21 protein-coding genes and 1 pseudogene are annotated in these 24,273 nt (G+C 37.1%); 19 read left to right on the forward strand and 3 right to left on the reverse strand.

The window, feature by feature from the left end; translation table 11 throughout:
- Positions 1-49 precede the first annotated feature (49 nt).
- The 4 genes from tenA to thiE are packed head-to-tail and all read left to right on the forward strand — an operon-like array spanning position 50 to position 2,967.
- Positions 50-724, forward strand: coding sequence for a thiaminase II (gene tenA, locus HCJ30_RS00425; RefSeq protein WP_185390532.1), 675 nt, complete (start codon positions 50-52; stop codon positions 722-724).
- On the forward strand, positions 717-1,526 hold the full coding sequence (gene thiM, locus HCJ30_RS00430) for a hydroxyethylthiazole kinase (RefSeq protein WP_185390533.1): 810 nt from the start codon (positions 717-719) through the stop codon (positions 1,524-1,526). Before tenA ends, thiM begins: the two co-directional genes overlap by 8 nt.
- A complete protein-coding gene (gene thiD, locus HCJ30_RS00435; RefSeq protein WP_185390534.1) occupies positions 1,523-2,326 on the forward strand; it encodes a bifunctional hydroxymethylpyrimidine kinase/phosphomethylpyrimidine kinase in 804 nt (267 codons plus the stop codon). The genes thiM and thiD overlap by 4 nt, the downstream gene beginning before the upstream one ends.
- Positions 2,323-2,967: a thiamine phosphate synthase gene (thiE, locus tag HCJ30_RS00440; RefSeq protein ID WP_185390535.1), complete on the forward strand. Its 645-nt coding sequence runs from the start codon at positions 2,323-2,325 to the stop codon at positions 2,965-2,967. The genes thiD and thiE overlap by 4 nt, the downstream gene beginning before the upstream one ends.
- A 26-nt stretch (positions 2,968-2,993) precedes the next feature.
- On the opposite strand, the gene HCJ30_RS00445 is transcribed toward thiE, so the two are convergent.
- Entirely contained in the window at positions 2,994-4,409 is a 1,416-nt protein-coding gene (locus HCJ30_RS00445; protein WP_185390536.1) for a glycoside hydrolase family 1 protein, read from the reverse strand.
- A gap of 302 nt (positions 4,410-4,711) precedes the next feature.
- Between HCJ30_RS00445 and HCJ30_RS00450 the strand changes: the two genes are divergently transcribed.
- The 3 genes from HCJ30_RS00450 (at position 4,712) to HCJ30_RS00460 (ending at position 6,449) form a co-directional block, all read left to right on the forward strand.
- Positions 4,712-5,371, forward strand: a complete 660-nt coding sequence (locus HCJ30_RS00450) for a GAP family protein (RefSeq protein ID WP_008946742.1) — start codon at positions 4,712-4,714, stop codon at positions 5,369-5,371.
- Between the two features lie 240 nt (positions 5,372-5,611).
- Complete coding sequence (locus HCJ30_RS00455) at positions 5,612-6,004, forward strand: PH domain-containing protein (RefSeq protein WP_008946743.1); 393 nt, start codon at positions 5,612-5,614, stop codon at positions 6,002-6,004.
- Positions 6,005-6,110: 106 nt separating this feature from the next.
- Entirely contained in the window at positions 6,111-6,449 is a 339-nt protein-coding gene (locus HCJ30_RS00460; protein ID WP_185390537.1) for a hypothetical protein, read from the forward strand.
- 13 nt (positions 6,450-6,462) lie between these two features.
- Here HCJ30_RS00460 and HCJ30_RS00465 read toward each other — a convergent pair.
- Positions 6,463-6,654: pseudogene (locus HCJ30_RS00465) on the reverse strand (endonuclease/exonuclease/phosphatase family protein); the annotation flags it as partial.
- A gap of 157 nt (positions 6,655-6,811) precedes the next feature.
- On the opposite strand from HCJ30_RS00465, the gene HCJ30_RS00470 reads away from it, so the two are divergent.
- From HCJ30_RS00470 to HCJ30_RS00490, 5 genes are all read left to right on the forward strand, one after another.
- The gene (locus HCJ30_RS00470; protein WP_077952496.1) at positions 6,812-7,291 is read left to right on the forward strand and encodes a superoxide dismutase; all 480 of its coding nucleotides are present in this window, start codon (positions 6,812-6,814) and stop codon (positions 7,289-7,291) included.
- Between the two features lie 260 nt (positions 7,292-7,551).
- The gene (locus HCJ30_RS00475) at positions 7,552-8,454 is read left to right on the forward strand and encodes an Rgg/GadR/MutR family transcriptional regulator (protein WP_120151405.1); all 903 of its coding nucleotides are present in this window, start codon (positions 7,552-7,554) and stop codon (positions 8,452-8,454) included.
- A 162-nt stretch (positions 8,455-8,616) separates the two neighbouring features.
- Positions 8,617-9,489 (forward strand): XRE/MutR family transcriptional regulator, encoded by an 873-nt coding sequence (locus HCJ30_RS00480; protein ID WP_070034407.1) that lies wholly within the window; start codon positions 8,617-8,619, stop codon positions 9,487-9,489.
- 201 nt (positions 9,490-9,690) lie between these two features.
- A complete protein-coding gene (locus HCJ30_RS00485; RefSeq protein ID WP_185391552.1) occupies positions 9,691-13,737 on the forward strand; it encodes a MucBP domain-containing protein in 4,047 nt (1,348 codons plus the stop codon).
- A 137-nt stretch (positions 13,738-13,874) separates the two neighbouring features.
- A complete protein-coding gene (locus tag HCJ30_RS00490; protein WP_185390538.1) occupies positions 13,875-14,555 on the forward strand; it encodes a hypothetical protein in 681 nt (226 codons plus the stop codon).
- Positions 14,556-14,729: 174 nt separating this feature from the next.
- Here HCJ30_RS00490 and HCJ30_RS00495 read toward each other — a convergent pair whose 3' ends face one another.
- Positions 14,730-16,595, reverse strand: a complete 1,866-nt coding sequence (locus HCJ30_RS00495; RefSeq protein WP_185390539.1) for a LapB repeat-containing protein — start codon at positions 16,593-16,595, stop codon at positions 14,730-14,732.
- Between the two features lie 565 nt (positions 16,596-17,160).
- Here HCJ30_RS00495 and HCJ30_RS00500 point away from each other — a divergent pair.
- From HCJ30_RS00500 to HCJ30_RS00530, 7 genes are all read left to right on the forward strand, one after another.
- Positions 17,161-19,632: a LapB repeat-containing protein gene (locus tag HCJ30_RS00500; protein ID WP_185390540.1), complete on the forward strand. Its 2,472-nt coding sequence runs from the start codon at positions 17,161-17,163 to the stop codon at positions 19,630-19,632.
- Positions 19,633-20,423: 791 nt separating this feature from the next.
- A complete protein-coding gene (locus tag HCJ30_RS00505; protein WP_185390541.1) occupies positions 20,424-20,900 on the forward strand; it encodes a hypothetical protein in 477 nt (158 codons plus the stop codon).
- 289 nt (positions 20,901-21,189) lie between these two features.
- A complete protein-coding gene (locus HCJ30_RS00510) occupies positions 21,190-21,474 on the forward strand; it encodes a DUF3130 domain-containing protein (RefSeq protein WP_185390542.1) in 285 nt (94 codons plus the stop codon).
- Entirely contained in the window at positions 21,475-21,843 is a 369-nt protein-coding gene (locus HCJ30_RS00515) for a hypothetical protein (RefSeq protein ID WP_003733335.1), read from the forward strand.
- Positions 21,840-23,369, forward strand: a complete 1,530-nt coding sequence (locus HCJ30_RS00520; protein ID WP_185390543.1) for an LXG domain-containing protein — start codon at positions 21,840-21,842, stop codon at positions 23,367-23,369. The genes HCJ30_RS00515 and HCJ30_RS00520 overlap by 4 nt, the downstream gene beginning before the upstream one ends.
- Before the next feature lie 16 nt (positions 23,370-23,385).
- Positions 23,386-23,613, forward strand: a complete 228-nt coding sequence (locus HCJ30_RS00525) for a hypothetical protein (protein ID WP_185390544.1) — start codon at positions 23,386-23,388, stop codon at positions 23,611-23,613.
- A gap of 150 nt (positions 23,614-23,763) precedes the next feature.
- Complete coding sequence (locus HCJ30_RS00530; protein WP_185390545.1) at positions 23,764-24,144, forward strand: hypothetical protein; 381 nt, start codon at positions 23,764-23,766, stop codon at positions 24,142-24,144.
- Positions 24,145-24,273: the final 129 nt, after the last annotated feature.

Here is a 24,273-nt window from a genome sequence, read left to right on the forward strand (position 1 = left end):
GCTAAGGGACAGTGGGCGCTTTTTTTATTGTTCAAAAGGAGGAGTTTGCATGTTTGTTCACGGTTTTCAAGAAGAAGTAGGGGATTTATGGCAAGAAACGTTGCAACATCCATTTGTGCGGAGTTTGGCGGATGGGACACTTGAGAAGGAGGCGTTTTACTATTATTTGCTCCAGGATGATTATTACTTGTCACATTTTGAGAAGGTGATTGAGAAAAGTGTGGAACAGGCGGGGACGGCGGAACTTGCTGCGGAAATGAGGGAAGTACAGGTGCGACTTCAGCAGTCGGAATTGTTGATGCGCGAACAGTTTTATCCGCGAGTTGGGCTAACGGAACGTGATTTTTCCGAGCGCAAACCGGCGCCAACAGCTTATCATTATACTTCTCACCTTTACCGGATGGCAGATTTTGGCAGTTTTGGGGTGACGATTGCGGCGCTTTTGCCGTGTTATGCGATTTATGCGGATATGGGGAAAATGTACGAGGGGGCGCGGAGTTCGGAGCCATTTTATCAAGAGTTGTTGGATAGTTATGTGGATGAAAATTATCAAAAAGTGGTGTTGCAGCAGAAGCGGTTGGTGGAACAGGCGGCGAGTATGGCGAATGCGCGGGAACTGGCTCTCATGAAGCAGGCTTTTCAAATTAGTGTGGAAATGGAATGGGCGTTTTTTGATATGGCTTATAAAAAACAAAATTGGCGTGGGAGTGTGAATTATGTTTGATTTTATGACGTTGGAAAAGGTGCAAGAAAAAGGGCCGTTGGTACATAATATTACGAATATCGTGGTCGCGAATGACTCGGCGAACGGGTTGCTTGCGATTGGAGCATCACCGATTATGGCATCTGCGAAAGAGGAAATGGATGAACTTGCGAAAATGGCGGATGTGCTCGTGATTAATATTGGAACGCTGGACGGTGAGCTGGTGGAAGCGATGAAAATTGCTGGACGTGCGGCAAATGTTGCGGGGACGCCGGTTGTGCTTGATCCGGTCGGTGTTGGCGCGACTTCATATCGTCGTAAAGTGGTGCTGGAGTTATTGTCGGAAATCAAGTTCGCGGCAATTCGCGGGAATGCAGGGGAACTTGCTGCAATTGCTGGTGAAGTTTGGGAAGCGAAAGGCGTGGATGCGGGCGTTGGTTCGGCGGATGTGCTGACTATTGCTGAAAAAGTAGCGAACGAATGGAGCACGGTTGTTATTATTAGCGGCGAAGTGGATGTGATTTCAGACGGAGCGCGTTTTGCAAAAGTGGCGAATGGTAGCGCACTGCTTCCAAGAATTACTGGTTCTGGTTGCTTGCTCAGTGCAGTTTGCGGTAGTTTTATTGCCGTTCAGGATGATGCTTTTCGAGCTAGTGTCGAAGCATGCGCGAGTTATGCGGTGGCTTCTGAATATGCGGAAATTGAATTAGAAAGGAAACTTCCGGGCTCATTCCGACCATTATTTTTAGATGCGCTAGCTAGCTGGTCGGCCGAAAAAACTCGTGCCAAAGCTAAAATCCAAGAAAGCGGTGAACGCAAATGAATTTTCCACAAGTGTTAACGATAGCTGGTTCAGATTCAGGTGGTGGTGCGGGGATACAAGCAGACATCAAGACATTTCAAGAACGCAAGACCTTTGGCATGTCCGTCATCACGGCAATTACGGCGCAAAACACACTAGGTGTAAAAGCAGTGCATAAAATCCCGGTAGAAATGATTCGAGAACAGTGCGACGCGATTGCAGAGGATTTTCAAGTGAGCGCCGTGAAAACTGGAATGCTAGCAGATGCAGAAATTATCCGAGAAGTGGCGCGGAATATACGTTTGCACAACTTCCCAAATATCGTCATTGATCCCGTGATGATTGCAAAAGGTGGTACTGCTTTACTTGAAAACGAGGCGACGCAAGTTTTGAAAGACGAGCTTTTGCCACTTGGTACGATTATTACGCCGAATATTCCAGAAGCCGAAGAAATTCTTGGGGAAAAAATTACGACAAAGGCTGAAATCGAACAAGCTGCTAAGAAAATTTTTGATTTAGGTGTAACAGCGGTCGTCATTAAAGGTGGACATAGCGAAATGAGTGAGGCGGCTGATTTTTACTATGATGGCGAAACGACAAAATGGCTGACGAGCGAGCGCTTTGATACGCCGCATACGCACGGAACAGGTTGTACTTTTTCGGCATGTATTGCAGCTGAACTTGCGAAAGGGAATTCGCTTTTGGATAGTGTTGTAGTTGCGAAAGAATTTATCACAAGTGCGATTAAATATCCGCTTGGAATTGGCCACGGTCATGGTCCAACCAACCATTTTGCTTACCGATTGGAGGATGGGAAATGAGAGCTGAACTAGCTGTATATTTTATTGCTGGAACGCAAGACATTGTCCGCGGAACGTTGCCAAGCGTGCTAGAAGAAGCACTGAAAGCCGGAATTACTTGTTTTCAATATCGCGAAAAAGGAGCAGGCTCACTCCAAACTGCCTCCGAAAGAAAAGAAATGGCGCTGAAATGCCAACAATTATGCGCAAAATACCAAGTACCTTTCATCATTAACGATGATGTTGCCCTAGCCCTCGAAATCGGCGCGGACGGCATCCATGTCGGGCAAACCGACGAAGCAATTCGTCAAGTTATCGCAAGTTGCGCTGGAAAAATAAAAATCGGACTATCCGTTCATTCAGTTAGTGAAGCGGCAGAAGCAGAACGACTTGGCTCGGTGGATTACATCGGTGTAGGACCCATTTTTCCAACGATTTCAAAAGCGGATGCAGAGCCAGTGAGTGGGACAGCTATTTTGAAAGAGATTCGCCGGGCTGGAATCACAATACCAATTGTTGGTATCGGCGGGATTAATGAAACAAATTCAGCAGAGGTTCTCGCAGCAGGTGCGGACGGGGTATCGGTTATTTCAGCGATAACTCGGTCGGAAGATTGCCAATCAGTTATCAAGCAATTAAAAAACCCAGGCGCCCCCTCCTAAAAGGGCAAACCTGGGTTTTCACATTTTTATAAATCTTCACCATTGGTCGCAATAACGTTCTTGTACCAATCAAAACTTTTCTTCTTATAACGGTTTAGCGTACCTGTGCCGTCGTTGTTGCGATCAACATAGATAAAGCCGTAACGTTTCTTCATTTCAGCAGTGGAGGCACTTACAAGGTCAATACAGCCCCATGAAGTGTAACCCATCAGCTCAACGCCATCTTTAATCGCTTCTTTCACTTGCGATAAATGAGCGCTCAAATAATTAATACGGTAGTCGTCATTCACTGTGTAGTTGCCGTTTTCGTCTTTTTCAAGTTGGTCGATAGCACCAAGACCGTTTTCTACGATGAAAAGTGGTTTTTGGTATCTATCCCAGAATTCGTTTAGGACAACGCGTAAGCCTTTAGGGTCAATTTGCCAGCCCCATTCGGATGCTTCTAGGTAAGGGTTTTGTACGCCGCCTAGGATGTTTCCTGCGCCAGCTTTGCGTTTCGACTCGTCAGCTGTTTCAGTTGTGCTCATGTAATAGCTGAACGAAATGAAATCTACTGTGTTTTTAAGGATTTCTAGGTCTTCTTCAGTTACGTCTAATTCAATATTGTTTTCTCTGAAATAGCGTTTCATGTAGCCCGGATAAGTTCCGCGAACATGAACATCGGAGAAGAAATAGTTTTTGCGCTCTGCTTCCATAACTGCGATAATGTCATCTGGGTTGGAAGTTAGCGGATACGTTGGCATTGCTAGAACCATACAGCCGATTTGAGCTTCGGGCATGATTTCGTGACCAATTTTTGTAGCCAGCGCGCTTGCCACAAGTTCGTGGTGAACAGCTTGGTATAGGTCTTTTTGAGATAATTTATCTGGGCTTGTAGAAATACCGCCACTCATGAATGGTGCGTGTAAAATTGAATTGATTTCATTGAATGTTAGCCAATATTTTACTTTGCCTTTGTAGCGATTAAATACAGTGCGGACATAGTTTTCATAGAAGTCGATCATTTTTCTATTTACCCAGCCGTCGTAAGTTTTCGATAAGTGAAGTGGTGTTTCATAGTGAGATAAAGTAATCAGTGGTTCGATATTATGTGCTAGAAGTTCATCGAATAAATCATCGTAAAATTGAAGTCCTGCTTCGTTTGGCTCAGTTTCGTCACCATTTGGGAAGATACGGGACCAAGCGATGGAAGTACGGAAAACCTTGAAGCCCATTTCAGCAAAAAGTTTCACGTCATCTTTGTAGCGATGATAGAAGTCAATTCCTTCTAATTTTAAGTTATCTGGTGTTGGACCGTCAGTAATGTGACCGAATCCGCCTTTTGGAGTAACATCTTGAACGGAAAGTCCTTTTCCATCAACGTTGTAAGCGCCTTCGAATTGGTTTGCAGCAGCAGCTCCACCCCATAAAAAGTCGGCTGGAAATCCTGTATTTGTATGCATGTTAAAAACTCCTTTTCTACGTTTTAAAGTATCTATAAAAAAAACCAAATACTTTTCTAAATACATGCAAAAAAACATGGTACTTAGAAAAATATTTGGTTATGCCCGGCTTGCGTCGGTAACATTCCGCTTTATAGTTAAAATATAGCAAACATAAGCAGGATAGTCAATGGAAACAGCCAACCAAAACTCCTAGAAAAAAGAATTGTTTGTTAGCGAGGATTAGGGGGAAATAGGTAAATGGAATGGTGTAATGAGGATTAAGTCCTCGTTCGAAGTAAATATATAGAGGAGGAGTCAGCGTGGAATCAGCTTTTTCAGCAATTTTGTCACCGGCAGTGGGGATTTTAATTAGCCCATTTCCGATTGTAGGTCTAATTTTGATTTTACTTAGTAACAAGGCGCGGATTAACAGTATTTTTTATACGGTAGGTTGGATTGTCGGGAATATTGCTATTTTCTTTATTGGTTTATTCTTAATGAGTTCGGCGGTCAGTTCGTCTGGAGATCAATCAACCTTAGTCAAAGTGGTACTTATTGTGCTGGGGGCTTTACTTATTTTACTCGGCGCACACGATTTTACAAAACGACCAAGAAATGGTGAAACAGCCGCAACACCGAAATGGTTTGAAAAAATGAGCAATATTAAACCGGGCGGAGCGATGATTTTTGCGTTTGTGCTTTCGGCAGTGAATCCGAAAAACATGTTACTTTCACTTACAGCAGGAGTCAGTGTCGGCGCGCTTAATTTATCCGGCGGTCAAGAAACAACGGCGACGATTATTTTTGGGATTATCGCATGTTGTTCGATTTACATCCCGACGATAGCTTTCTTATTAGCGGGAAAACGACTTAATAATGTATTGGATAGCACGCGCAAATGGCTTATTCAAAACAATTCCGTGATTATGGCGGTGCTTTTCTTGTTTATTGGTCTGAGTGTGATTAGCAAGGCGTTTTAAAAAGTGGAATAGGTTACTTTTTCTTAGACAAGAAATTAGTAGCCTATTTTTTTCGTTGTTTTTGGTATTATTATTCACATAATATCTACATACTCTAACAATCCTGTGTGATATTATGAATTTACTTATTCATAATGGATTAATCCAAGTCTGATAATAAAACATGTTCAGCTTTGAACTATGGAAATGGAATTTGAATTTTGTCGAATAAGAAGATACAACAAAAAAGGATGGATTTAAATGTTCGATAAATTGATGGGAAAAGCTGCTATTGTTTCGGAATCTTCATACGGAATTGAAAGATTTTTAGAAGAAGATGAAAAAATTATTCAAATCTTCAAGTTTATAAGAGATGAAGTAATTATCACTACTAAAGGAATTTTCAATGTAGATGCACAAGGTATTACAGGGAAAAAAGTAGAATACAAATTCTTCCCGAAAAAAGCACTAAAATATGTTTCTATTGAGACTGCTGGAACTCTAGACCGCGATTTTGACTTGAAAATCGGTGTTGACGGTAACACAGTTGTGACGCAAAACACTTCTTTCTCCGCTCCAATTTCTTTGAAAGTGCATAAAAATGACACGGAAATGGGCTTTGCGCTGTATAAAATGATTAAAGAAATGTTATAAATTTTAAAATAGATGATTATTAGAAGAGAAGGCGGGGTTCTGTCTTTTCTTTTTTTGTATATATTTAAAGTGATATAATTACAACAAAATATGAACGGGGGATAATATGAATGAATTTACATTGAAATGGCTAGATGAGGAGGAAAGTATCATTCTTTTGAACGGATTAGATACAGGTTTTAAAAGGACGCACAATCCGGAAAATGAACAGAATTTAGTTGAAATGATTCATAATAATCAAACCAAATTATATGTGAATCGAGAACGTGATCGCCTTAATCCGTTAGATATTTCTTTTCCAGATGAATGGGAATCTCATTATCACAATCATGTTAGTTTTTTGGAGGAAGATAGCCAAAGCAATTATACTAATGGTTATTTTTATTTTGTGACAGTTTATCAAAGAGGTGAAGATAGGCTGGTGATTTTTAAGTATAGTCATTAAAAAATGTTCAATCTACCCCAAAATAATCCCAATCCTGCATTTCTTTAATGTCGTGCATTTGTGGCAGAAGAGGTTCCTCCACACCCATGAAATCCCATTGATATTTATCAAGTAATGATTTTGTTAGTGTTTTACGCAATTCCCAGCTCTTTTTACGCTCAGAAGTATCATCAAAACGAATGTTAAAAGTAGTTACACTGAACATGATTCCACATTCTTCTTTTCATTGGAATGTTACACAAAGAGAGCTTAGCATTTTTATGAAAATGTTTCACTGATTTGGGTTTTATGTAGTATATATTCTACATTTTTTCAGGAAAAATAAAACCATTGTATTGTTGTAGAAAGGGAGTGTCACTATGTTGCGAAAAGGTCGATGGTTGCTCATATTATTACTATTGATAGTATTAGTGGCATTATCAGCATGCGAGGACAGCGGGAATGGAGATGTTTCGGGTGTGCCGGCTAAAAGGGAAAAACAGCATTTTCCTCCAAATGATACGAAAAAAGGATGGATAGAACTTCTTGCCACGGATGGAATTTCAAGTCAAGGTGATCTGCCTTGTGTTTATGAAGAGGCGGAATCTGTAGAAAAATTGGAAATTCATATGAAAGAGTTGAGTACGGCAAGCCTAACCTATATTTACATTGACGGCTACATCGTACAAATGGAACAAGGCGGCAACGAACTTTCTTTTCAAATTCAATTAAGTAAAACGGAATTGAGAAAAGGAATCCATGAATTAGCCGTTGTGCAATATCAAGAAAATAACCCCGAAACAAAAAAAGTAGAGTTTTTAAAACGTGCTAAATATGAAGTGAAACAAATAAAAAACGACTAATAATAAACACTTCAGAACCATATTTTTAAAGAGAATGTGAAAAATGACATTCTTTTTTTGTGCTATTAATACTTAAAAAAGGAAGATGACGATATTGTAAGTAGCTTTTCGCCTTTAAAAGAATTAAACTACTAATGTTTAGGGTATATATTTTAATAGCAATGATTCCTAAATTGTTTGGAGTAGAGAAATTAAAGCATATACATAGATACTGCATTCCGACTTTTTGAAATGGAAGAACTTAATTAGGGGGATATCATATGGGTTCATATGGCGAATTGATTCGGGAAATACGGCTATCTAAAGGTTTGACTCAAAAAGAGGTATACACAGGAATTATATCTAGGTCTTATGCAATCGGATTTGAAAAAGGAAAACACGAGATTACTTTGAGTTTGTTTGAAGAAATCCTAGCACGTATTATGGTCTCTTTAGATGAGTTTTTCTTTATTTATAGAGAATTTTCTTCAACGGAAGATGACAGTTTTTGGATTGAGCTTGTTGCAGAATTACATAAAAATGATGTTTCGGGTTTGGAGAGGTTGCTAGATAAAATAAGTGCCAAACGCGATGATCGAACAGAACTTAGAAAAGCAATACTCCAAATAAGAATTCAAATTATTAATCATTATTTGCGTACGAATGTCTATGACGAATCGGTAGCATCTAATGAATATACAAAAATTATTCATGACTATCTGTGGAAAATTCAATCTTGGACTTTAGAAGAAATCCGTATTTTTGCGAATAGTATATCTTTTTTTGAGGAAGAAGTACAAATTCATTTTTATCAAATTATGTTGAAATCTTATGAAAAATATCGTTACTATGACAGGGGCAGATTGATGTATTGTCATCTGTTTGCAGGTATGATAGATGAGTTGATTATACAAAACAAGCTGGAGGCGGCAAAACAAGTCTGGGAAAAATTAAAGGAAGCATCTGAAACTAATTCCAGTTACAACACTGCTTTTTATCGAATAGTTTGTAATTATTATCAGGGATTAATTTGGATGAAGGAAGGGGAAGTGGAAAAGGGCTATCGCCAAGCTAAAAGAGCTCTTCAGACATGGAGAGAGTTACACTATGAAACTATAGCTGATTTATATTTCTTATTATTAAAGGGATTTTTAGAAAAAGAAAATATCCAAGTAGAAGATTAATTATCCGAAGATTTTCTATTTAAAAACACTAAAATGGAGTCGTCTTAGTGTTTTTTTGTTTATGGTAAAGATGTTTTATGTACTATATATAGCACTATTTACAGAGAGAAAACAAAGGAATGTAAAATAAAGGCAAGAATTGAGCTAAGAGGAGGTCTTCGGATGATAAGTTATGGTGAGCTGATTCGGCAAATAAGGCAGTCTAAAAAAATCTCCCAAAAAGAAGTGTACACAGGGGTCATTAGTAAATCTTATGCAATTGAATTTGAAAAGGGGACACATGCAATATCAAGCCTATTACTCGAGAAAATTGTCGCTAAGTTAATGGTGAGTATGGAGGAATTTTTCTTAATGTATCATCAAGAGGAGTTGCCGGAGAAGGAGGATTTTTGGGAAACTTACGCGCGGACATGTAAAACGGATGAAGCAAGCGCTTGGGAATCCCTTTACCAAAAAATATCGTTAGAAAAAGGGAAAGTTAATCAAGTGAAAAGCGCGGCGATAAAACTGGAGTTAGACCATATAAAAGGCAAACAAGTGGTGGACAAAAAAGCGGTTCAAATTTTGGAGAATTATTTGATTGAAGTGGTTTTTTGGACATTGCAGGATATCTTTTTATTTACGCGGATGATGCACTATTTGCCACTGAAAAGCCGAGTACCGTTCTATTATAAATTGTTAAACACGCTGGATAGATACCGCCATTTTGAACGAGGAAGAAGCATTTTACAATCGGCGCTGGCTAGTATCATGGATGATTTTATAGAGAGAAATGAAATAGAGCATATGGAGCTAATGATAAAAAGCTTAGAGAAAATTAGTGAGGACTGTGATGGTACTTATTCCAGAATTCTTTGTATGTATTATCATGGAATTGTGCGGTGGGGAGAAGGCGAAGAGCGCGAAGGTGGCGAAGAAATCGAGCAGGCAGTAGCTATTTTGCGGGCATTAGGTTATGAGGATAAAGCGATAGATTATGAAACCATGTACCGACAATTTGCGAGGGAAAACAACGATATAAAAACGATGGAATGAAAGCTAAAAAGAACTATTCTTTTTGGTTTTCTTTTTTTGAGTAGTATATATGCGACATTAGAAAATTTTAAGACTCCACATAGTATTATATAGACTGAAGTACGGCTTAAAGCCACATTGACAGTGAAGGGAGGGGCTTTGGCAAAGGAACAAATTGCCAACTGACACTGCAAATTTAGCGTTAAAAGGAGGAAGATTGTTATTTTAAAGAAAATATTTATTGCATTAATTGCGCTTGTAGTTATTATCAATACAGTTAGTTTTACGGCTGTTTCTGCAAGCACACCTACATGGTTAGAACAAACCATGAATAGTAATGAACCGTTTATACAAGAGATTGAAAAAGAAACTGGTAAAACGAGAGCGAATATTACACAGACAGATTTAGAAGCAATAACCGCCTTGCGAGTAACAGGGGCAAGTGATATTCCGACAAATATTGATATGTTAACTCATTTAACTACGTTAGAAGTTAAAAGTGGAACATTATCTTCTGTATCTAACTCAGTGGGGAATTTAAAAGAGTTAAAAATCTTAGTTCTGAATGATAATAATTTAAGCACCTTTCCAATGATTGTTTTTCAACTACCTAAGTTAGAAGAATTACAAGTTTCTGGGGGAACAATAGAAGAAATCCCTGCAACAATAACAAATATGGCGAGTCATTTGAAATTCTTAGGGATATTAAATAACCATTTAGTGAAGGTTCCAGACGCAATTTTCACTACGAACTGGACAAACTCATCTACGGGAGAATTAGACTTAATGGCTGCAGGGAACCAGATTGTAACCAATATTCCTGCCAACTATATAAGCCAGTTTAATAATGGGGATAACCTATTAGAATTTTACGATAACAACTATCAAAAACAAGACCAACTAACTACAACACCTGGATATACCATTGATGTACCTGTTGGAACTGATTTTAATCAATTAACACCAGACAAAACGAAACTCGCACTAAAATCTGGACGAACTATACTCGCACAACATGAATTCGAGTATTATGATGATGGTTCAAGTTCACTAATCCACAATGGCGTGGCAGCAGCACCGGGTCAAACGACCATTTTCATCAAAAGCAAGTTTTCCACGCAATCGAACCAATTTGCCAGAACACAAGTTACGGTAAACATCACCGCGCTAAACGGCGGACCTATTACCGTGAAACATGAAGATACAAAAGGGCAAGAACTTGCGCCACCTGTCATTTTAAATGGTAAAGACGGGGATCCTTATACAACGACACAAAAAACTTTCCCAGGCTATACTTTAGTTGCAACACCAGCCAATCAAAATGGTACCTTCACCTTGACCCCAGCTACAGTCAACTATGTATACAGCGCAAATGATTACAAACTAACATCTACTTTCAAAGATGCCCAAGGTCAAGAACTGAAAGCGCCAGTTGTGGATACAAAAGATTACCATATCCAAGACAACTATACTACAACAGCAGCAACTATTCCGGGCTATTCTTTAGTTTCCACACCTGCTAATCAGAACGGCACTTTTGGAGCTGGGAATGTCACGGTTAATTATGTATACAAAAAAGACGATTATACACTTACTTCCACTTACAAAGATACGAACGGTCAAGAATTAAAAGCACCAGTGATAGATGCGACAACGTATCATTATCAAGACACCTATACAACAACAGCCGCAGTTTTCCCAGGTTATACGTTAGTAGCAACGCCAACAAACGCTACTGGGACATTTGGTTCGTCAAACATCACTGTTAATTACGTATATCAAGCAAATGGCTATCAATTAACTTCTACATTTAAAGATCAACAAGGGAAGACAATCGCACCAGATGATGTCGATGCTAAAACCTATCACGTGAACGATCCCTATACAACAACTGCCAAAACGATCCCGGGTTACACATTAGTGACGACCCCTACAAACAACCAAGGTAATTTTGGAACAAGCGATATTACGGTTGATTATGTTTATAAAGCAGAAGATTATACATTAACTTCGACTTACAAAGATGCACAAGGTAAAGAATTAAAAGCACCCGTTGTAGATAGTAAAAAATATCATATTCAAGACAACTATTCTACAAGTGCAGCAACCATTCCAGGTTATACGCTAGTAGCGACACCAGCGAACCACGCCGGAACCTTCCATACGAGCGATGTTACGGTTAATTATGTGTATAAATTAACAGACTTAAAATTAACTTCGACATATAAAGATGCGCAAGGAACGGAGTTAAAACCACCCGTTGTAGATAGCAAAACGTATCATATTCAAGATAACTATGCTACAACTGCAGCTGTGATTCCTGGCTACACATTAGTCGCAACACCAGCGAACCAATCAGGTACTTTTGGTAGCACGGATATTCAAGTGAACTATGTGTACCAAGCAGTTGCTTATAAACTAACTTCGACGTATAAAGATCAACAAGGGAATGATTTAGCTTTACCAAAAGTAGATTCGAAAACGTACCATATTCAGGATGGTTACACGACGAGTGATATTGCTATTCCAGGTTATACATTAGTCGCGGCTCCAACGAATCAAAAAGGTACATTTGGCGCGAGTGATGTAACCGTGAATTATGTCTACAAAGCCAATGACTACACACTAACTTCAACATATAAAGATGCACAAGGTAAGGAATTAAAAACGCCAGTCATAGACAGTCAAAAATATCACATTAATGACACTTATACTACGACAGGAGCTACTATTCCAGGTTACACATTAGTCGCAGCACCAGCGAATCAATCAGGTACATTTGGCGCGGCGAATGTAACAGTCAACTATGTCTACAAAGCAGATGATTACACGCTAACTTCGACCTACAAAGATGCAAACGGCAAAGAATTAAAAGCGCCAGTTGTAGACAGCAAAACTTACCATACAAAAGATAACTATTCTACTAGCGCAGCAACCCTTCCTGGCTACACACTAGTGGCAGCACCAGCAAATCAAACAGGTACATTTAATACGAGCAATGTGACAGTCAATTATGTCTACAAAGCGAATGAATATACCTTAACTTCCACTTTCAAAAATGTACAAGGAACAGAACTAAAACCAGCTATCGTGAAAAAAGGATTTATTATTAAGGATGGCTATGCGACTAGTGGCGTAACAATTCCAGGCTATACATTAGTGGCAACACCATCGAACAAAAAAGGAACATTTGGTGCTAGTAATGTAACAGTTAATTATGTATATAAAGCGAATGGTTATGCATTAATCACAACATATAAAGACACACAAGGTAACGACTTAAAACCACTAGCCATTGATACAAAAACATACAATATTAACGACCCATACACTGCAACAGCGCTGAACATCCCAGGTTATACATTAACAACTACACCAGCCAATGAAAAAGGTGTATTTGGCGCAAGTGATGAAACAGTTAATTACGTATATAAAGCAAATGATTATACGTTAACAACTACCTACAAAGACGCAAACGGCAAAGAACTACAAGCACCTAAAGTAGACGCGAAAACTTATCATATCCAAGACACATACAAAACAACTGTAGCAGTCATTCCTGGCTATACATTAGTCGCAACACCTAAGAATGACCAAGGTACTTTTGGAGCGAACAATGTAACTGTGAATTACGTGTACCAAACAAATGATTACACGCTAACTGCGACATTTAAAGATGCTCAAGGAAATGAATTAAAAGCAGCAGAAATAGAGGCACAAAAATACCATATTCATGACACTTACACATCGAAAGCAGCCGTGATTCCGGGCTACACTTTAGAAAAAACACCAACGAACGAAACGGGTACTTTTAATGCGAGTGATATTCAAGTGAATTATGTGTATAAAGCAAATGATTATCAACTTACTTCTACTTTTAAAGATCAACAAGGCAACGAAATAGCATTACCAACAGTTGATGCAAAAACTTATCACATTCATGACGCGTATACAACGAAAGCTCGCTTGATTCCAGGGTATAGCCTAGTAGCTGCACCAACAAACCAAATAGGTGCTTTTGGAACAAGTGACGTAACAGTCAATTATGTGTATAAAAAAGATGCTATTATAAAACCTATTACTCCAGCGAAACCAACTATTCTTACAATAAAAACACCTGCAAGCAAAGTAGTTAAGACTAAAGTAGTTAAGCAAACTCTTCCTAAAACAGGGGATGACGATGCTGGACTATTAAACCTACTAAGACTTATAGGACTCGTTTTAATTTTAGGCGTATTTTTGGCAGTCGGAAGTAAAAAATTAAGATAAGCATAACGTAGATTAAAACACCGCCGCAGATTGTTGTGGTGGTGTTTTAACTAATATATCCGACATTAGAAATACCCATTTTGGAAAAGATGTATGATTTTTATTGTAAAGAATTTCACAAAGGAAGAGGCGATTCTTTGTTAGAGAAAAAGTATCAAATCCATTTACAAAATCATTACGATGCAACGAGTAGAAAGTTACAGAAGAAGGAAATAAAAGTCCTGAAAAAACGCAAAAATTTGTTAATTGGTGAAGTTTTTCCATATCAAATTTGTTTGGCAAATACGATGGAATATTCAAGATTTATGACATGGTTTGAGCAAGAAGTCAAAAAAATTGTCACAGATCTTTGGAATCAACATTTTATTATAAAACTAACACTATCCCAATTACATTTCCGCGAAACCATTCTATTTTTAGAGCATTTAAAAGATTTTAGTAAACGGATAACGATTGAATTTATCGGTGAAGACACACCAGAAATAAAAAAACATTTTTCCGTCCAAGAGCAAGAAGCGTTTTTTATAGGGAAACTAAGAATGCTAAAAAAATGGAAATTCATTATTTCTAAACATATCGAAGGCTGCTCAGTGGAACAAACCCTTGCTTTTACCCCGTGTCTACATGAAATAAAATACACGATGAGCCAACAAGCGCGAATGGAAGAAAATATTATCGATTTGCACATGTTCATCGATTTTTGGGAATACTGGGCAACACATAAAAAATTGAAATTCGTAGTCGAAGTGAAAGAAGCGGATTTTATTACGAAGTCTTTGATGCATAAAAAGGTCCACGTGCAATTTGAGAATGCGTAGCGGATGAAGTGGACCCGAAAGTTTACTATTAATTAATACTGTTAAGCTGTAGAAAAAGGGAGAAATCTTTTTTACTACAGCTTTTTGATTGTACATTTTTTTGCCAATAAGTAATCTACGTTATCAACCTGAAAAATAGATATAGAAAAAACCTTATCGCGAATGATAAGGTTTTTAATCACTATTAGACTGTTTTTTCTTTCGTTTGATGAAAAATAGAATACCAAAGCTTAAGCAAACAATTCCAGCTAATGACAAACTTAAGCTAGTAATATCACCTGTTTTTGGTAACTGCTTTTCGACTACTTTCACAGGTTGTTTGTCCGTACTTTTCCCACTGTTAACATCTGTATCATCTTTATCTTTCGGTGGAGTAGGAGCGACAGGATTATCTGTACTTGGTTCTGCTGTCACATACACAATAACGTCTTTCGTAATATCTGATCCTGCCACGCTTAGAGTTACAAGGTATTTACCTGGTGTTTGGAAGTCTACTACGTCTGCGAAATTGCTAGTGATGGTTTCTGTTGCTGGAGTTACGCTTGCATGAATATCGGCAAGGAAGGCTGCTTCTGTTTTTGTAGTGCCTTCTTTGTAACTAATCTCGTCATCACTAGAAATACTGATAGTTTCTTTGCCAGTATATGGCACAGTAACTCTTCCGGAAAATCTACCATAATCTTCATTTTCAAATGTGTAGCTTACTTCACCGTTATCTGGTAAATTTTCCCACGTAATCGTTCTAGTAGCTGCATCATAAATTCCGCCGTTTTCTGGTTTGATGATGGAAACAATATTACCATCCTTATCTAACAGGTCTGTCGGAACAGCGTATACAAGTTTATTATTTTGTGTGGTTTGGGTTGGACTTACTAATGTTTGATCCATTGCTTGGTAATCATCATTATCGTCAGTAAAATAATCTGGTAAAAAACTAATATCTTTTAACTGGTTATTATTACATCTTACATTCCCTATCGTATCTCCAACCGCTAGATTCGTTAGTTGATTACTATTACAAGATAAAATTAATAAATTTACATTTTTTCTAACATCTAAATCCGTAAGTTGATTGTTATCGCAATATAAAACCTCTAAAGCTAGATTTTGGGTAGTATCTAATTTCGTTAGTTGATTATTTTCACAAGATAACTCTATTAAAGCTAGATTTTGATTAATATCTATATTCTTCAACCCATTGTTATCACAAGTCAAGTATGCTAGAGAATGATTTTGGCTAACGTCTAAGTTGGTTAACTGGTTATCAGAACAAACCAAAGTGCTTAAATTTGGATTTTGGCTAACATCTAAATCTGTAAGTTGATTTTTAGTACAACCAAGATTTGTTAAAGCTGGATTTTTACTAACATCTAAATTGGTTAATTGATTGACATCGCAAGCCAAATAACGTAAAGCGGAGTTTTTACTAACATCTAGCTTTGTTAACTGATTTCTAGGGCAATACAAATACTCTAAAGCTGTATTTTTGCTAACATCTAGTTGTGTTAATTCATTGTTTTCACAAGTCAATTCTTTTAGAGCAAGATTTTTACTAACATCTAAATTCGCTAACGGGTTGTTAGAGCAAGCCAATTCTTTTAGATTTAGATTATTACTGACATCTATACTTTTTAGTTGATTATCGTCAAGATAAAGCGTCTCTAATCCAGTCAAATATTCGATTCCAGTGCTATCTTCTATACCTCGGCTGCGTGCATCTAGTTTAGTTATTTTAGCTAATTCCTCGACAGTTACAGATTCATCCACGTTTTTGTTCATTTTTTCTGCTACCGCTTTAGCTAAATTATCATCTGGAAAGTAATCATTATAAGTTTTGGTTCCTGCTTGGACAAGTTGATTTTTCAGGTTGTTATTCGTTGTTTTTTCTTTCGGTGTTTCTTTTAAATCTGTTTTTGGTAATTGATTTTCGATTTTAGTTTCATTTGCGGTTGTGCTCTCTGCTTTTACCATTGGTATCGGTAGGCTACTTGTAACGGTGGCACTTAATGCAATTATTGTAAAAAATTTGGACAGTTTCATAGTTAGTTGCTCCTTCAGTTGCTGTTGTTTAGTATATTCAGCAGTGTTCAAACAAAATATATATTAGCACGTGAAGATGAGATTTTATATAGAAACTACCAGAAGATACAAAATATCGGCTATTTTGCGTCGAAAATGTTACGAGTTGCGGTCGATTATAATATTGGAACAATACTTAAGATATTAAATTCCCTAACAATGGCTACTACGCCTTTGTTTCAGCTGTTTTTATTTTGAAAACTATTCTGTGAATTTGTCTGTTTATAGTATGAATTTAACGAAGATAGATGAAAATCCCTTCTGTTCCTATATGAATAAGTAATAATAGTAAAAATTCGTTGTGAGTTTGATATATTATATGTAAAGAAACTCCATCTCCTCATAATTTCACGCAAGTTTTAGGACTTTAAGGAAGTAGTCGGAAAAGTACTAATTGTTACGTGTGGAGGAGTTTATGGGATATATACTTAAATTATACTTTTCAATGAAATAGTAGGCATTTTTAACTTGCTCATTCATTCTATTATTACTGGAGATACTAACAACAACGAGAAGGAGATAGATTATGAAAAGCAAAACAAAACAGATTATCATGATTGGAGTGGTCCTTTTTCAATCACTCTTCGCATACCCGTTAATCACCATGGCGGAAGAAAATGAATCGAAATCAGTAAATACAGAAACCACGTTAGAGCCTAAAGTAGCTCTCGAAGAAAAAACGCCTCAGAAACCTACCCTTACCAATAATCTGAAGCAAGAAAAAAATGTCCTTCAAGCAGGCGAAACATATGAAACTGTTTTTCCTGATGCAGCTTTAGCTACTGTAATTGCAAAAGCAGCAACTAGTTTAGAGGATATCACACAAGAAGTATCGCAAACAGACTTGAATAAAATCACTTCACTAACTGCTACATCTAAAGGGATAGTTGATTTAACAGGAATAGATTTACTTTCAAAATTAACCTCTTTAAGTATAAGTGGGAACCAAATCACCGATATTTCTGCGCTCAATGGTCTCACGAATTTATCCAATCTAAATGTATCTAATAATAAAATAACAAGTTTCAACCTAAACGCGAATAGTAATTTACCTATGTTAAGCGCTGTTGATATTCGTAGTAATAACTTAAAAAATATAAATGTTCAAGACCAACCTAAATTACGCACCATTGAGTGTGACACAGGTAGTAGTTCAGAGTTGACAGAAGTTACGCTAAAAAATCTTCCAACTTTAATAGTTGCAGGTAATGGCTCTAGTGCTTATCAAAATGATATTGTTTTTTCGAGTACACCAGGATTAAGTAAGGCGATTCTAGAAAATTTACCATCAATAAGCTCTTCAGTACGATTAGATCGTTGCGCGATAGAAGAGTTAGTAATTAATAACCTTCCAAAAGTATCAATGGTAAATATAAGTAACAACAAAATTACTACACTAGAAGGACTTGAAAATTTATCTGCAGTAAACAAAGTAGACGTGTCCGAGAATTTAGTGACTGAAATAGAGAACCTACATGCGTTCCCTAAATTACAGACACTCACTGTAGACAATAACCATATCAGTGTATTGCCAACAAGTTTGAAAACGGAAAATCCCGTATTAACAACGCTAAGTGCGAAGAATCAAACAATCACCCTAAAGCAAAAAGTGATCGTGTCAGACCTAGTTCTTGATAATGAAGTGAAGAATTTCGGTCAAATAACCACTGCCAAATCCATCTCTAATAAGGGGGCCTATCAAAATAACCAAATCAAGTGGCTTTTTGAAGATATAAAAAGCGTGAATGCCGTTGATTATCAATTTAGTGAACCTGTTCAAGAGGCAACTATTCAAGGAACTTTTTCGGGGAAAGTGACACAACCAATCAAAGCATCTAAAGTACCAGTTATTAGCGCAGATGCAGAGATGAATTATCCGAAAAACGAAACGGTATCAGAAGCTGCCTTTTTCAAAGATATTTCTGCAAGCGTAACGGATGATGCAACACTAACTTCTGATTTTGAAAGTGTTGTGGACTTTGCAAAAGCAGGAACGTATGAAGTGACATTAAATGCAGTGAATGAGGATGGAGTAAAAGCGGCTTCGGTGACTGTATTAGTGCATATCGCTAAGTCGCCAGCACCGGTAATTACCGCAGATAAAGAAATCACGTACACTAAAAATGCGGAAGTCAGCATAACGGAATTTCTTGCAGCGATTCATGCTAAAACGAGTGATGGTTCATCAATTGAGGCTGATTTAGATACGGCTGTAACATGGGGCACTGTAGGAGATTATACCGTAACGCTAAGATCTACAAATGAAGACGGAGTCGAAGCAATTCCTGTAGAAGTAACTGTGCACATCGCTAAGTCACCAGCACCAGTAATTACCGCAGATAAAGAAATCACGTACGCTAAAAATGCAGAAGTCAGCATAACGGAATTTCTTGCAGCGATTCATGCTAAAACGAATGATGGTTCACCAATTGAAAGTGATTTTGCTACGGCTGTAACATGGAGCACTGCAGGAGATTACACAGTAACGTTAAGATCTACAAATGAAGATGGAGTAGAAGCAATCCCTGTAGAAGTAACTGTGCATATCGTAGAGCCACCAGCACCAACAATTTCGAATGTGATATTTGATGTGGACGATGTACAAACGACGGAATCCCTTGAAGCTGGAGAGCTAATTTCTGAACCATTAAGCCCAACAAAAGAAGGCTTTACTTTTATTGGTTGGTATGACTCGAAAACTGGCGGTAATAAATGGGATTTTACAACAGATAAAATGCCAGCATATAATATTATTCTTTATGCTCAGTTTAGTGAAGATACAAATAAAGCAGAAGCGGCCGGTGGAGATAAACCCTCAACACCTTCTTCTATAAAAATAAGTCCAACAGGTCAGTCCGAGAGTGGAAACTTGGAAAATAGATCTAATGTTAAATTACCAGCTACAGGCGATGATAATGCAACTGTTTTATTAGTAGGCTTAGGATTACTAATGTTGGGGCTTTTTATTCGCTTTACTCAAAAAAAGCGCGCTAAATAAAAGTTCATAGAAATTTAAAAGATGGTGTAATTGGTTGCTTCTAGGAGATAAATAATTGTAACTTACAAGGAGAGGAGACAGAGAGCTGTCTCCTCTTTGTTTGATATACACTTGATTCAATTCAAAAGACATGTCGAAAAAATGAGTCTATTATCGAATTGTTCAGCATTGGAAGAATGAGGGGAATGCATAGATAGGGAACTTTTTAGTGTTAACTTAGATAGAAGGCGATAGTATGTAAAATTGTTTCACAGAATACTCACAAAAGAAGTGTGTTACTGGTGTTATAATGAGTGGGAAGGTTATACATAAAGTGGAAACCGAAAAATACTTAGAAAATTTATACGGAAAGAACGCGTAAGTGCTGTTTAATAACTACGAAAATTTGGTTTTCTAAAACGGACAACTAGGGAGTGTGATAAAAATGAATAAACTTACGTTGAAATGGCTGGAAGAAGAGGAATGTAGGATGTTTTTGAATGAAATAGATACAAATTTTTGAAAGCGTTCAAAATTCTGCAAACGAAGAGGATTTAGTGAAAATGATAAATAATAATCAATTGGAATTATATATGAATAGAGAACGTGATTGTCTCACGCCTTTAGATATTTCTTTTCCAGATGAATGGGTATTTTTATTTTGTGAGCGTTTTTCAAAGAGGTATTGATAAGTTAGTGATTTTCAAGTGCAGTCACTAACTTAAGTTATCACGACCAATAATTATGGAAAGCAAGAAAGACGAAAAGATTATTTAAATGAATAAAAACAACTAGATATGAGGGAGAGCATAATGAAAAAGAAATATATAGTACCTATTTCTATACTAAGCATAGTAGTTATACTTTTTGGAACGTATTTTATTTATAGCAATATTCAAGCGCAACGTTTCTTTAAAAGTCACCAAAATAATGATAGCTTAGTGGAACAATCTCAATTTATTTATAAGAATAAGTGGCGACGGATTTCAAGGATATTAAGTGATTTAGAAGTTGACTATAAAACAAATAATTGGGATCAATTTATTGAAGTTATGTATGTTAGCACAAATGACGGAACTTTTACATTCGCTCCTCAAAATGATGATTATATACTTATGAGCTATAGTTTTAATAGAGATACCTATGTAAACTTAAAGTTAGAAAAGAATGATCAGATTGAGCCCTCATTCGATAGTAACAATTTATCCGAGGAAGAGATTAAGGTGTACCGAAAGAAAATACTGGACGAATACCGTGATTTGTTAGATAGGATTTATCAAAACCAATAAGTCTTATGAAATCTGGTTTCTTTAACTCTAATTTTAAAACCCACTGAATCACTGAGCCGATTCAGTGGGTTTATTTACATTATCCTTTTCTTCATTGTCACTATAAGCTTCACACATAAAGGCCTTTTTAATGCTAACTTAGCTAGACAATAGAATGTTAAAATTTTTCACATAAAAAGCCTATTTTAAGCTATTTTTCATTGAATTGTTTCACAGAATGCTCACAAAAGAGATGTGCTACCGGTGCTATAATGAGGGGGAAGGATATACATAGAGAGGAAGCATGCAGATGAGAGAAATAAAAGTCGATGAAAGGACCTTCCAACAACACGCAACCAAATTGGCAAGTGAAAGTACTGGAAGTTATTTGCCACTGAAAAACGGGAATATGGCATACTCCAGAGCCAATTCTATTGATCAAATGCGCTCGGCATTGATTGAGTTGGTGGATGTCGTGGAAGATTTTCAACACGTGACCAAAAAAGATGCGAGCCGGCTTAAGAAAATGGGTATTGCTTATGCTAAACAAGACCAGTTGATGGGACAAAGAATTAATCAGTTGGAGGTGCGTTAAATGGATAGCGCACATAGTCAGCTTGAACAACAACTCCAACAAATTAAAAAAGCGAAAATAACGGCAGAAACAGATGTTGACCAAACGAGAAGAAAACAAAATGAACAAGATTGGCTAGAAGAGGACAGCAACCAATTAACACAAGAAAAACTGGTGTTATTAGACTTTTTACGCAGTGGCTGGCAAGGCGAAGAAGCCAGTGGTTTTCATCGTTATTTAGAGGAGCAGCAACACGAAGAATCTCAGGCTTGGAGGCGTGATCTCCAGGATAAACGAACCGATTTAGATAAGGAATTACAAGAAAATAAGGACAAGCTCCACACACTAGAAACCAAACAAGCCACCTTGCAAAAGGAGTGGAGTAAGTGAGCCGGATAGATATTGCCGAATTGAATGACTTTCTCCACGGGTTGCGAAGTAGTAATGCGGAAGCCAAAGCGATGATTAGACAGATTAAAGAAGCAGCGATGGACTACGCCCAGGACAATAGTTTAAAAGGGGAAGCAGTTAGTACCTCTAAACGGTATTTTACGAGTACCTATACAAGTATTTCCCAGAGCATCATTGAAGCATTGGATGAAAGCGAAGAGCGACTAGCGCAATATATTCGCGAGTTCGGGAGCCAAGTGGATAGTTCGCCTTCCGCTAGAATTGATGCAGAAATCTTGCAAGAAGCGATGGCCAAGGTTAGCCAGTTGCAGCGAAAAGAAGAAGATTTACACCGGCAATTGACGGCACCGAACACGAAGCCAGATATGCAACAAGTCTATGCAGTGAAATCAAGAAGCGTTCATACCCAATTGCTGAAAGCCATCGAACAAGAGAATATCCTAGAAAAATATTTGGCTTTTGAACAAAGTCACGGCCAATTTTTTAATGCATTAGCCGAACTCATTCAAGCGACTGGACGCGCGGTGCAAGAGTTACTGCATCATGTGACTTTTAACGATAAAACAGGCACTTACGCTGTGCCGAAAAGTGCGACAAACAGTTTGCAACTCATGAAAAAAGCACTTGATGTAGCTCGGAAGGAAAACGATAAAGACCCATTTCCTGATGATTTTGAAGATTACACCGTTTTGGCTTATACTTATATCAATGATCAAGGTGAAACGGTTACGATGTGGCTATTGGAGCGGGATGGAAAACGGGTAGAAAATAAGGAATTGCAAGATTTCTTAGGAAAAAATGGACAAGAATTAGATCCGCTTCTTTATACAAACCTTTCCGGAGAAGAACTCGAGCGAAAAGTGAATGATTCTTGGAAAGATGGTATCAACTATTTAAATGGTCAAAAAGTTTCTGGATTGTCTGGCGCCGTATTGCGGTCATCTGCTTATGTTGCTAGTATGAAAGATTGGACAGATGATGCTGGGTTAACGGATATGGCGTTAGGTTTAGGGTTTGGGATTGCAGCTGCAAGAAATAAAACAATAATGGCAAAGAAAGTAAATGAACCAGAAGTAGGGGAATTAACTAAGCGCACAAGCGAAATAGAAAAAAGAATACGAGAGAATATAGAAGCAAGCAAAAAAGCTAGAAAAGCTTCGAAAATGCAAGAGTATTTAAAACGAGAAAAGGAAGTTTTAGAAAGAATTAAAAAAGCTAATAGCAAGAAAACTGTCACATCTAGTTTAGGAAATGAGATAGATATAACACCACGAGATAACCATACAACAGTTAATAAAAACCCGGGTCCATTTGGAAATCCAGACAGTAGTGTCGATATTTTAGATTCAAAGGGGAATTTGACAACAAGACGTTACTATGACAAGGATGGTAGAGCAGCTAGAGATGTTGATATGACAAATCATGGTAATGCAAAAAAACATCCAGAATATCCACATGAACATTTTTGGACGTACGATTCAAAAGGTAATCCGTCAAGAAATTAATAAGGAGGAAAGAACCATGGAATATGAAGAAATGGCTGATAGTTTAGCCTATGGTGAGGAATATAATTTTTACTATCAAAATGAGGAATATTGGTTAAGTAAAAATCAGGAAGGACATTACTTAACGAAAGTATCCGATGGAGAAACACAAGAATTTAAGACTTCAGAAGAGTTATTAGAAAAAGCCAAAATAAATGGAAAATCTATAATAGAAATTTGGAAAGATATACAAAGTCAATTCTAAAATTAAGTTTTTATAGTTGGTATTACCTTTAATTGTTAAAAGCTTTAAGAAAGAAATTATGAAGAGTGACATAATAGTTGATGATTCATAATAAATGCACACTAGATGACAAAGCGACTATAATACTAAGAGATAAATGAGGTAGGAAAATTGAAAAAGTTAACTATAGGTGGAAAGTTTGATTGGTTCATAGATACTTTAGAAAAAAGTGGTATGTTCATTTTGGAATTATCTAATGAAGAAATAGAAACGTTCATTTTTGAAGACTTCATAGTTGGAGTTACCTCTTTTTTTAGTAAAAATAATTTGGATGAACTGAAAGCAAATGAAATAATTGATGCAGATATGGAAAGAAATGCTTATCTTCTTAGAGAAAAAGTACTAAAAATTGATAATACAAACTTGTGGAATATTAATAGTGTAAGACAAAATTCTGAATGGCTAGATATATTTAGAAGGTCTGATGAATTAAAGCGTCAACTTAAGGAAAGATGGTCTGATGAAGAAATAGAGTATTTGAAAACATTATAATGATTATATGTTAATAAATGTAATAACTAAAAAAATTAACAACAGAACAATCTTTTCAATTGTAGATTATTAGTTAAAGTTCTGCATAAAAAACCTAAATCGTTTGGAATTGGGAAAAGAAGGCATATA

Source organism: Listeria cossartiae subsp. cossartiae (genome assembly GCF_014224155.1).
In the GTDB taxonomy this organism is placed as follows: domain Bacteria; phylum Bacillota; class Bacilli; order Lactobacillales; family Listeriaceae; genus Listeria; species Listeria cossartiae.

Excerpts from the sequence above, each read along its gene's own strand:
- HCJ30_RS00460 (WP_185390537.1), top strand. The coding sequence starts at position 6,111 with ATGAATGAATTTACATTGAAATGGCTAGATGAGGAGGAAAGTATCATT.
- HCJ30_RS00480 (WP_070034407.1), top strand. The coding sequence starts at position 8,617 with ATGATAAGTTATGGTGAGCTGATTCGGCAAATAAGGCAGTCTAAAAAA.
- thiD (WP_185390534.1), top strand. The coding sequence starts at position 1,523 with ATGAATTTTCCACAAGTGTTAACGATAGCTGGTTCAGATTCAGGTGGT.
- HCJ30_RS00510 (WP_185390542.1), top strand. The coding sequence starts at position 21,190 with ATGAGAGAAATAAAAGTCGATGAAAGGACCTTCCAACAACACGCAACC.
- HCJ30_RS00500 (WP_185390540.1), top strand. The coding sequence starts at position 17,161 with ATGAAAAGCAAAACAAAACAGATTATCATGATTGGAGTGGTCCTTTTT.
- HCJ30_RS00475 (WP_120151405.1), top strand. The coding sequence starts at position 7,552 with ATGGGTTCATATGGCGAATTGATTCGGGAAATACGGCTATCTAAAGGT.
- HCJ30_RS00445 (WP_185390536.1), bottom strand. The coding sequence starts at position 4,409 with ATGCATACAAATACAGGATTTCCAGCCGACTTTTTATGGGGTGGAGCT.
- thiM (WP_185390533.1), top strand. The coding sequence starts at position 717 with ATGTTTGATTTTATGACGTTGGAAAAGGTGCAAGAAAAAGGGCCGTTG.
- HCJ30_RS00515 (WP_003733335.1), top strand. The coding sequence starts at position 21,475 with ATGGATAGCGCACATAGTCAGCTTGAACAACAACTCCAACAAATTAAA.
- HCJ30_RS00455 (WP_008946743.1), top strand. The coding sequence starts at position 5,612 with ATGTTCGATAAATTGATGGGAAAAGCTGCTATTGTTTCGGAATCTTCA.
- tenA (WP_185390532.1), top strand. The coding sequence starts at position 50 with ATGTTTGTTCACGGTTTTCAAGAAGAAGTAGGGGATTTATGGCAAGAA.
- thiE (WP_185390535.1), top strand. The coding sequence starts at position 2,323 with ATGAGAGCTGAACTAGCTGTATATTTTATTGCTGGAACGCAAGACATT.
- HCJ30_RS00495 (WP_185390539.1), bottom strand. The coding sequence starts at position 16,595 with ATGAAACTGTCCAAATTTTTTACAATAATTGCATTAAGTGCCACCGTT.
- HCJ30_RS00505 (WP_185390541.1), top strand. The coding sequence starts at position 20,424 with ATGAAAAAGAAATATATAGTACCTATTTCTATACTAAGCATAGTAGTT.
- HCJ30_RS00525 (WP_185390544.1), top strand. The coding sequence starts at position 23,386 with ATGGAATATGAAGAAATGGCTGATAGTTTAGCCTATGGTGAGGAATAT.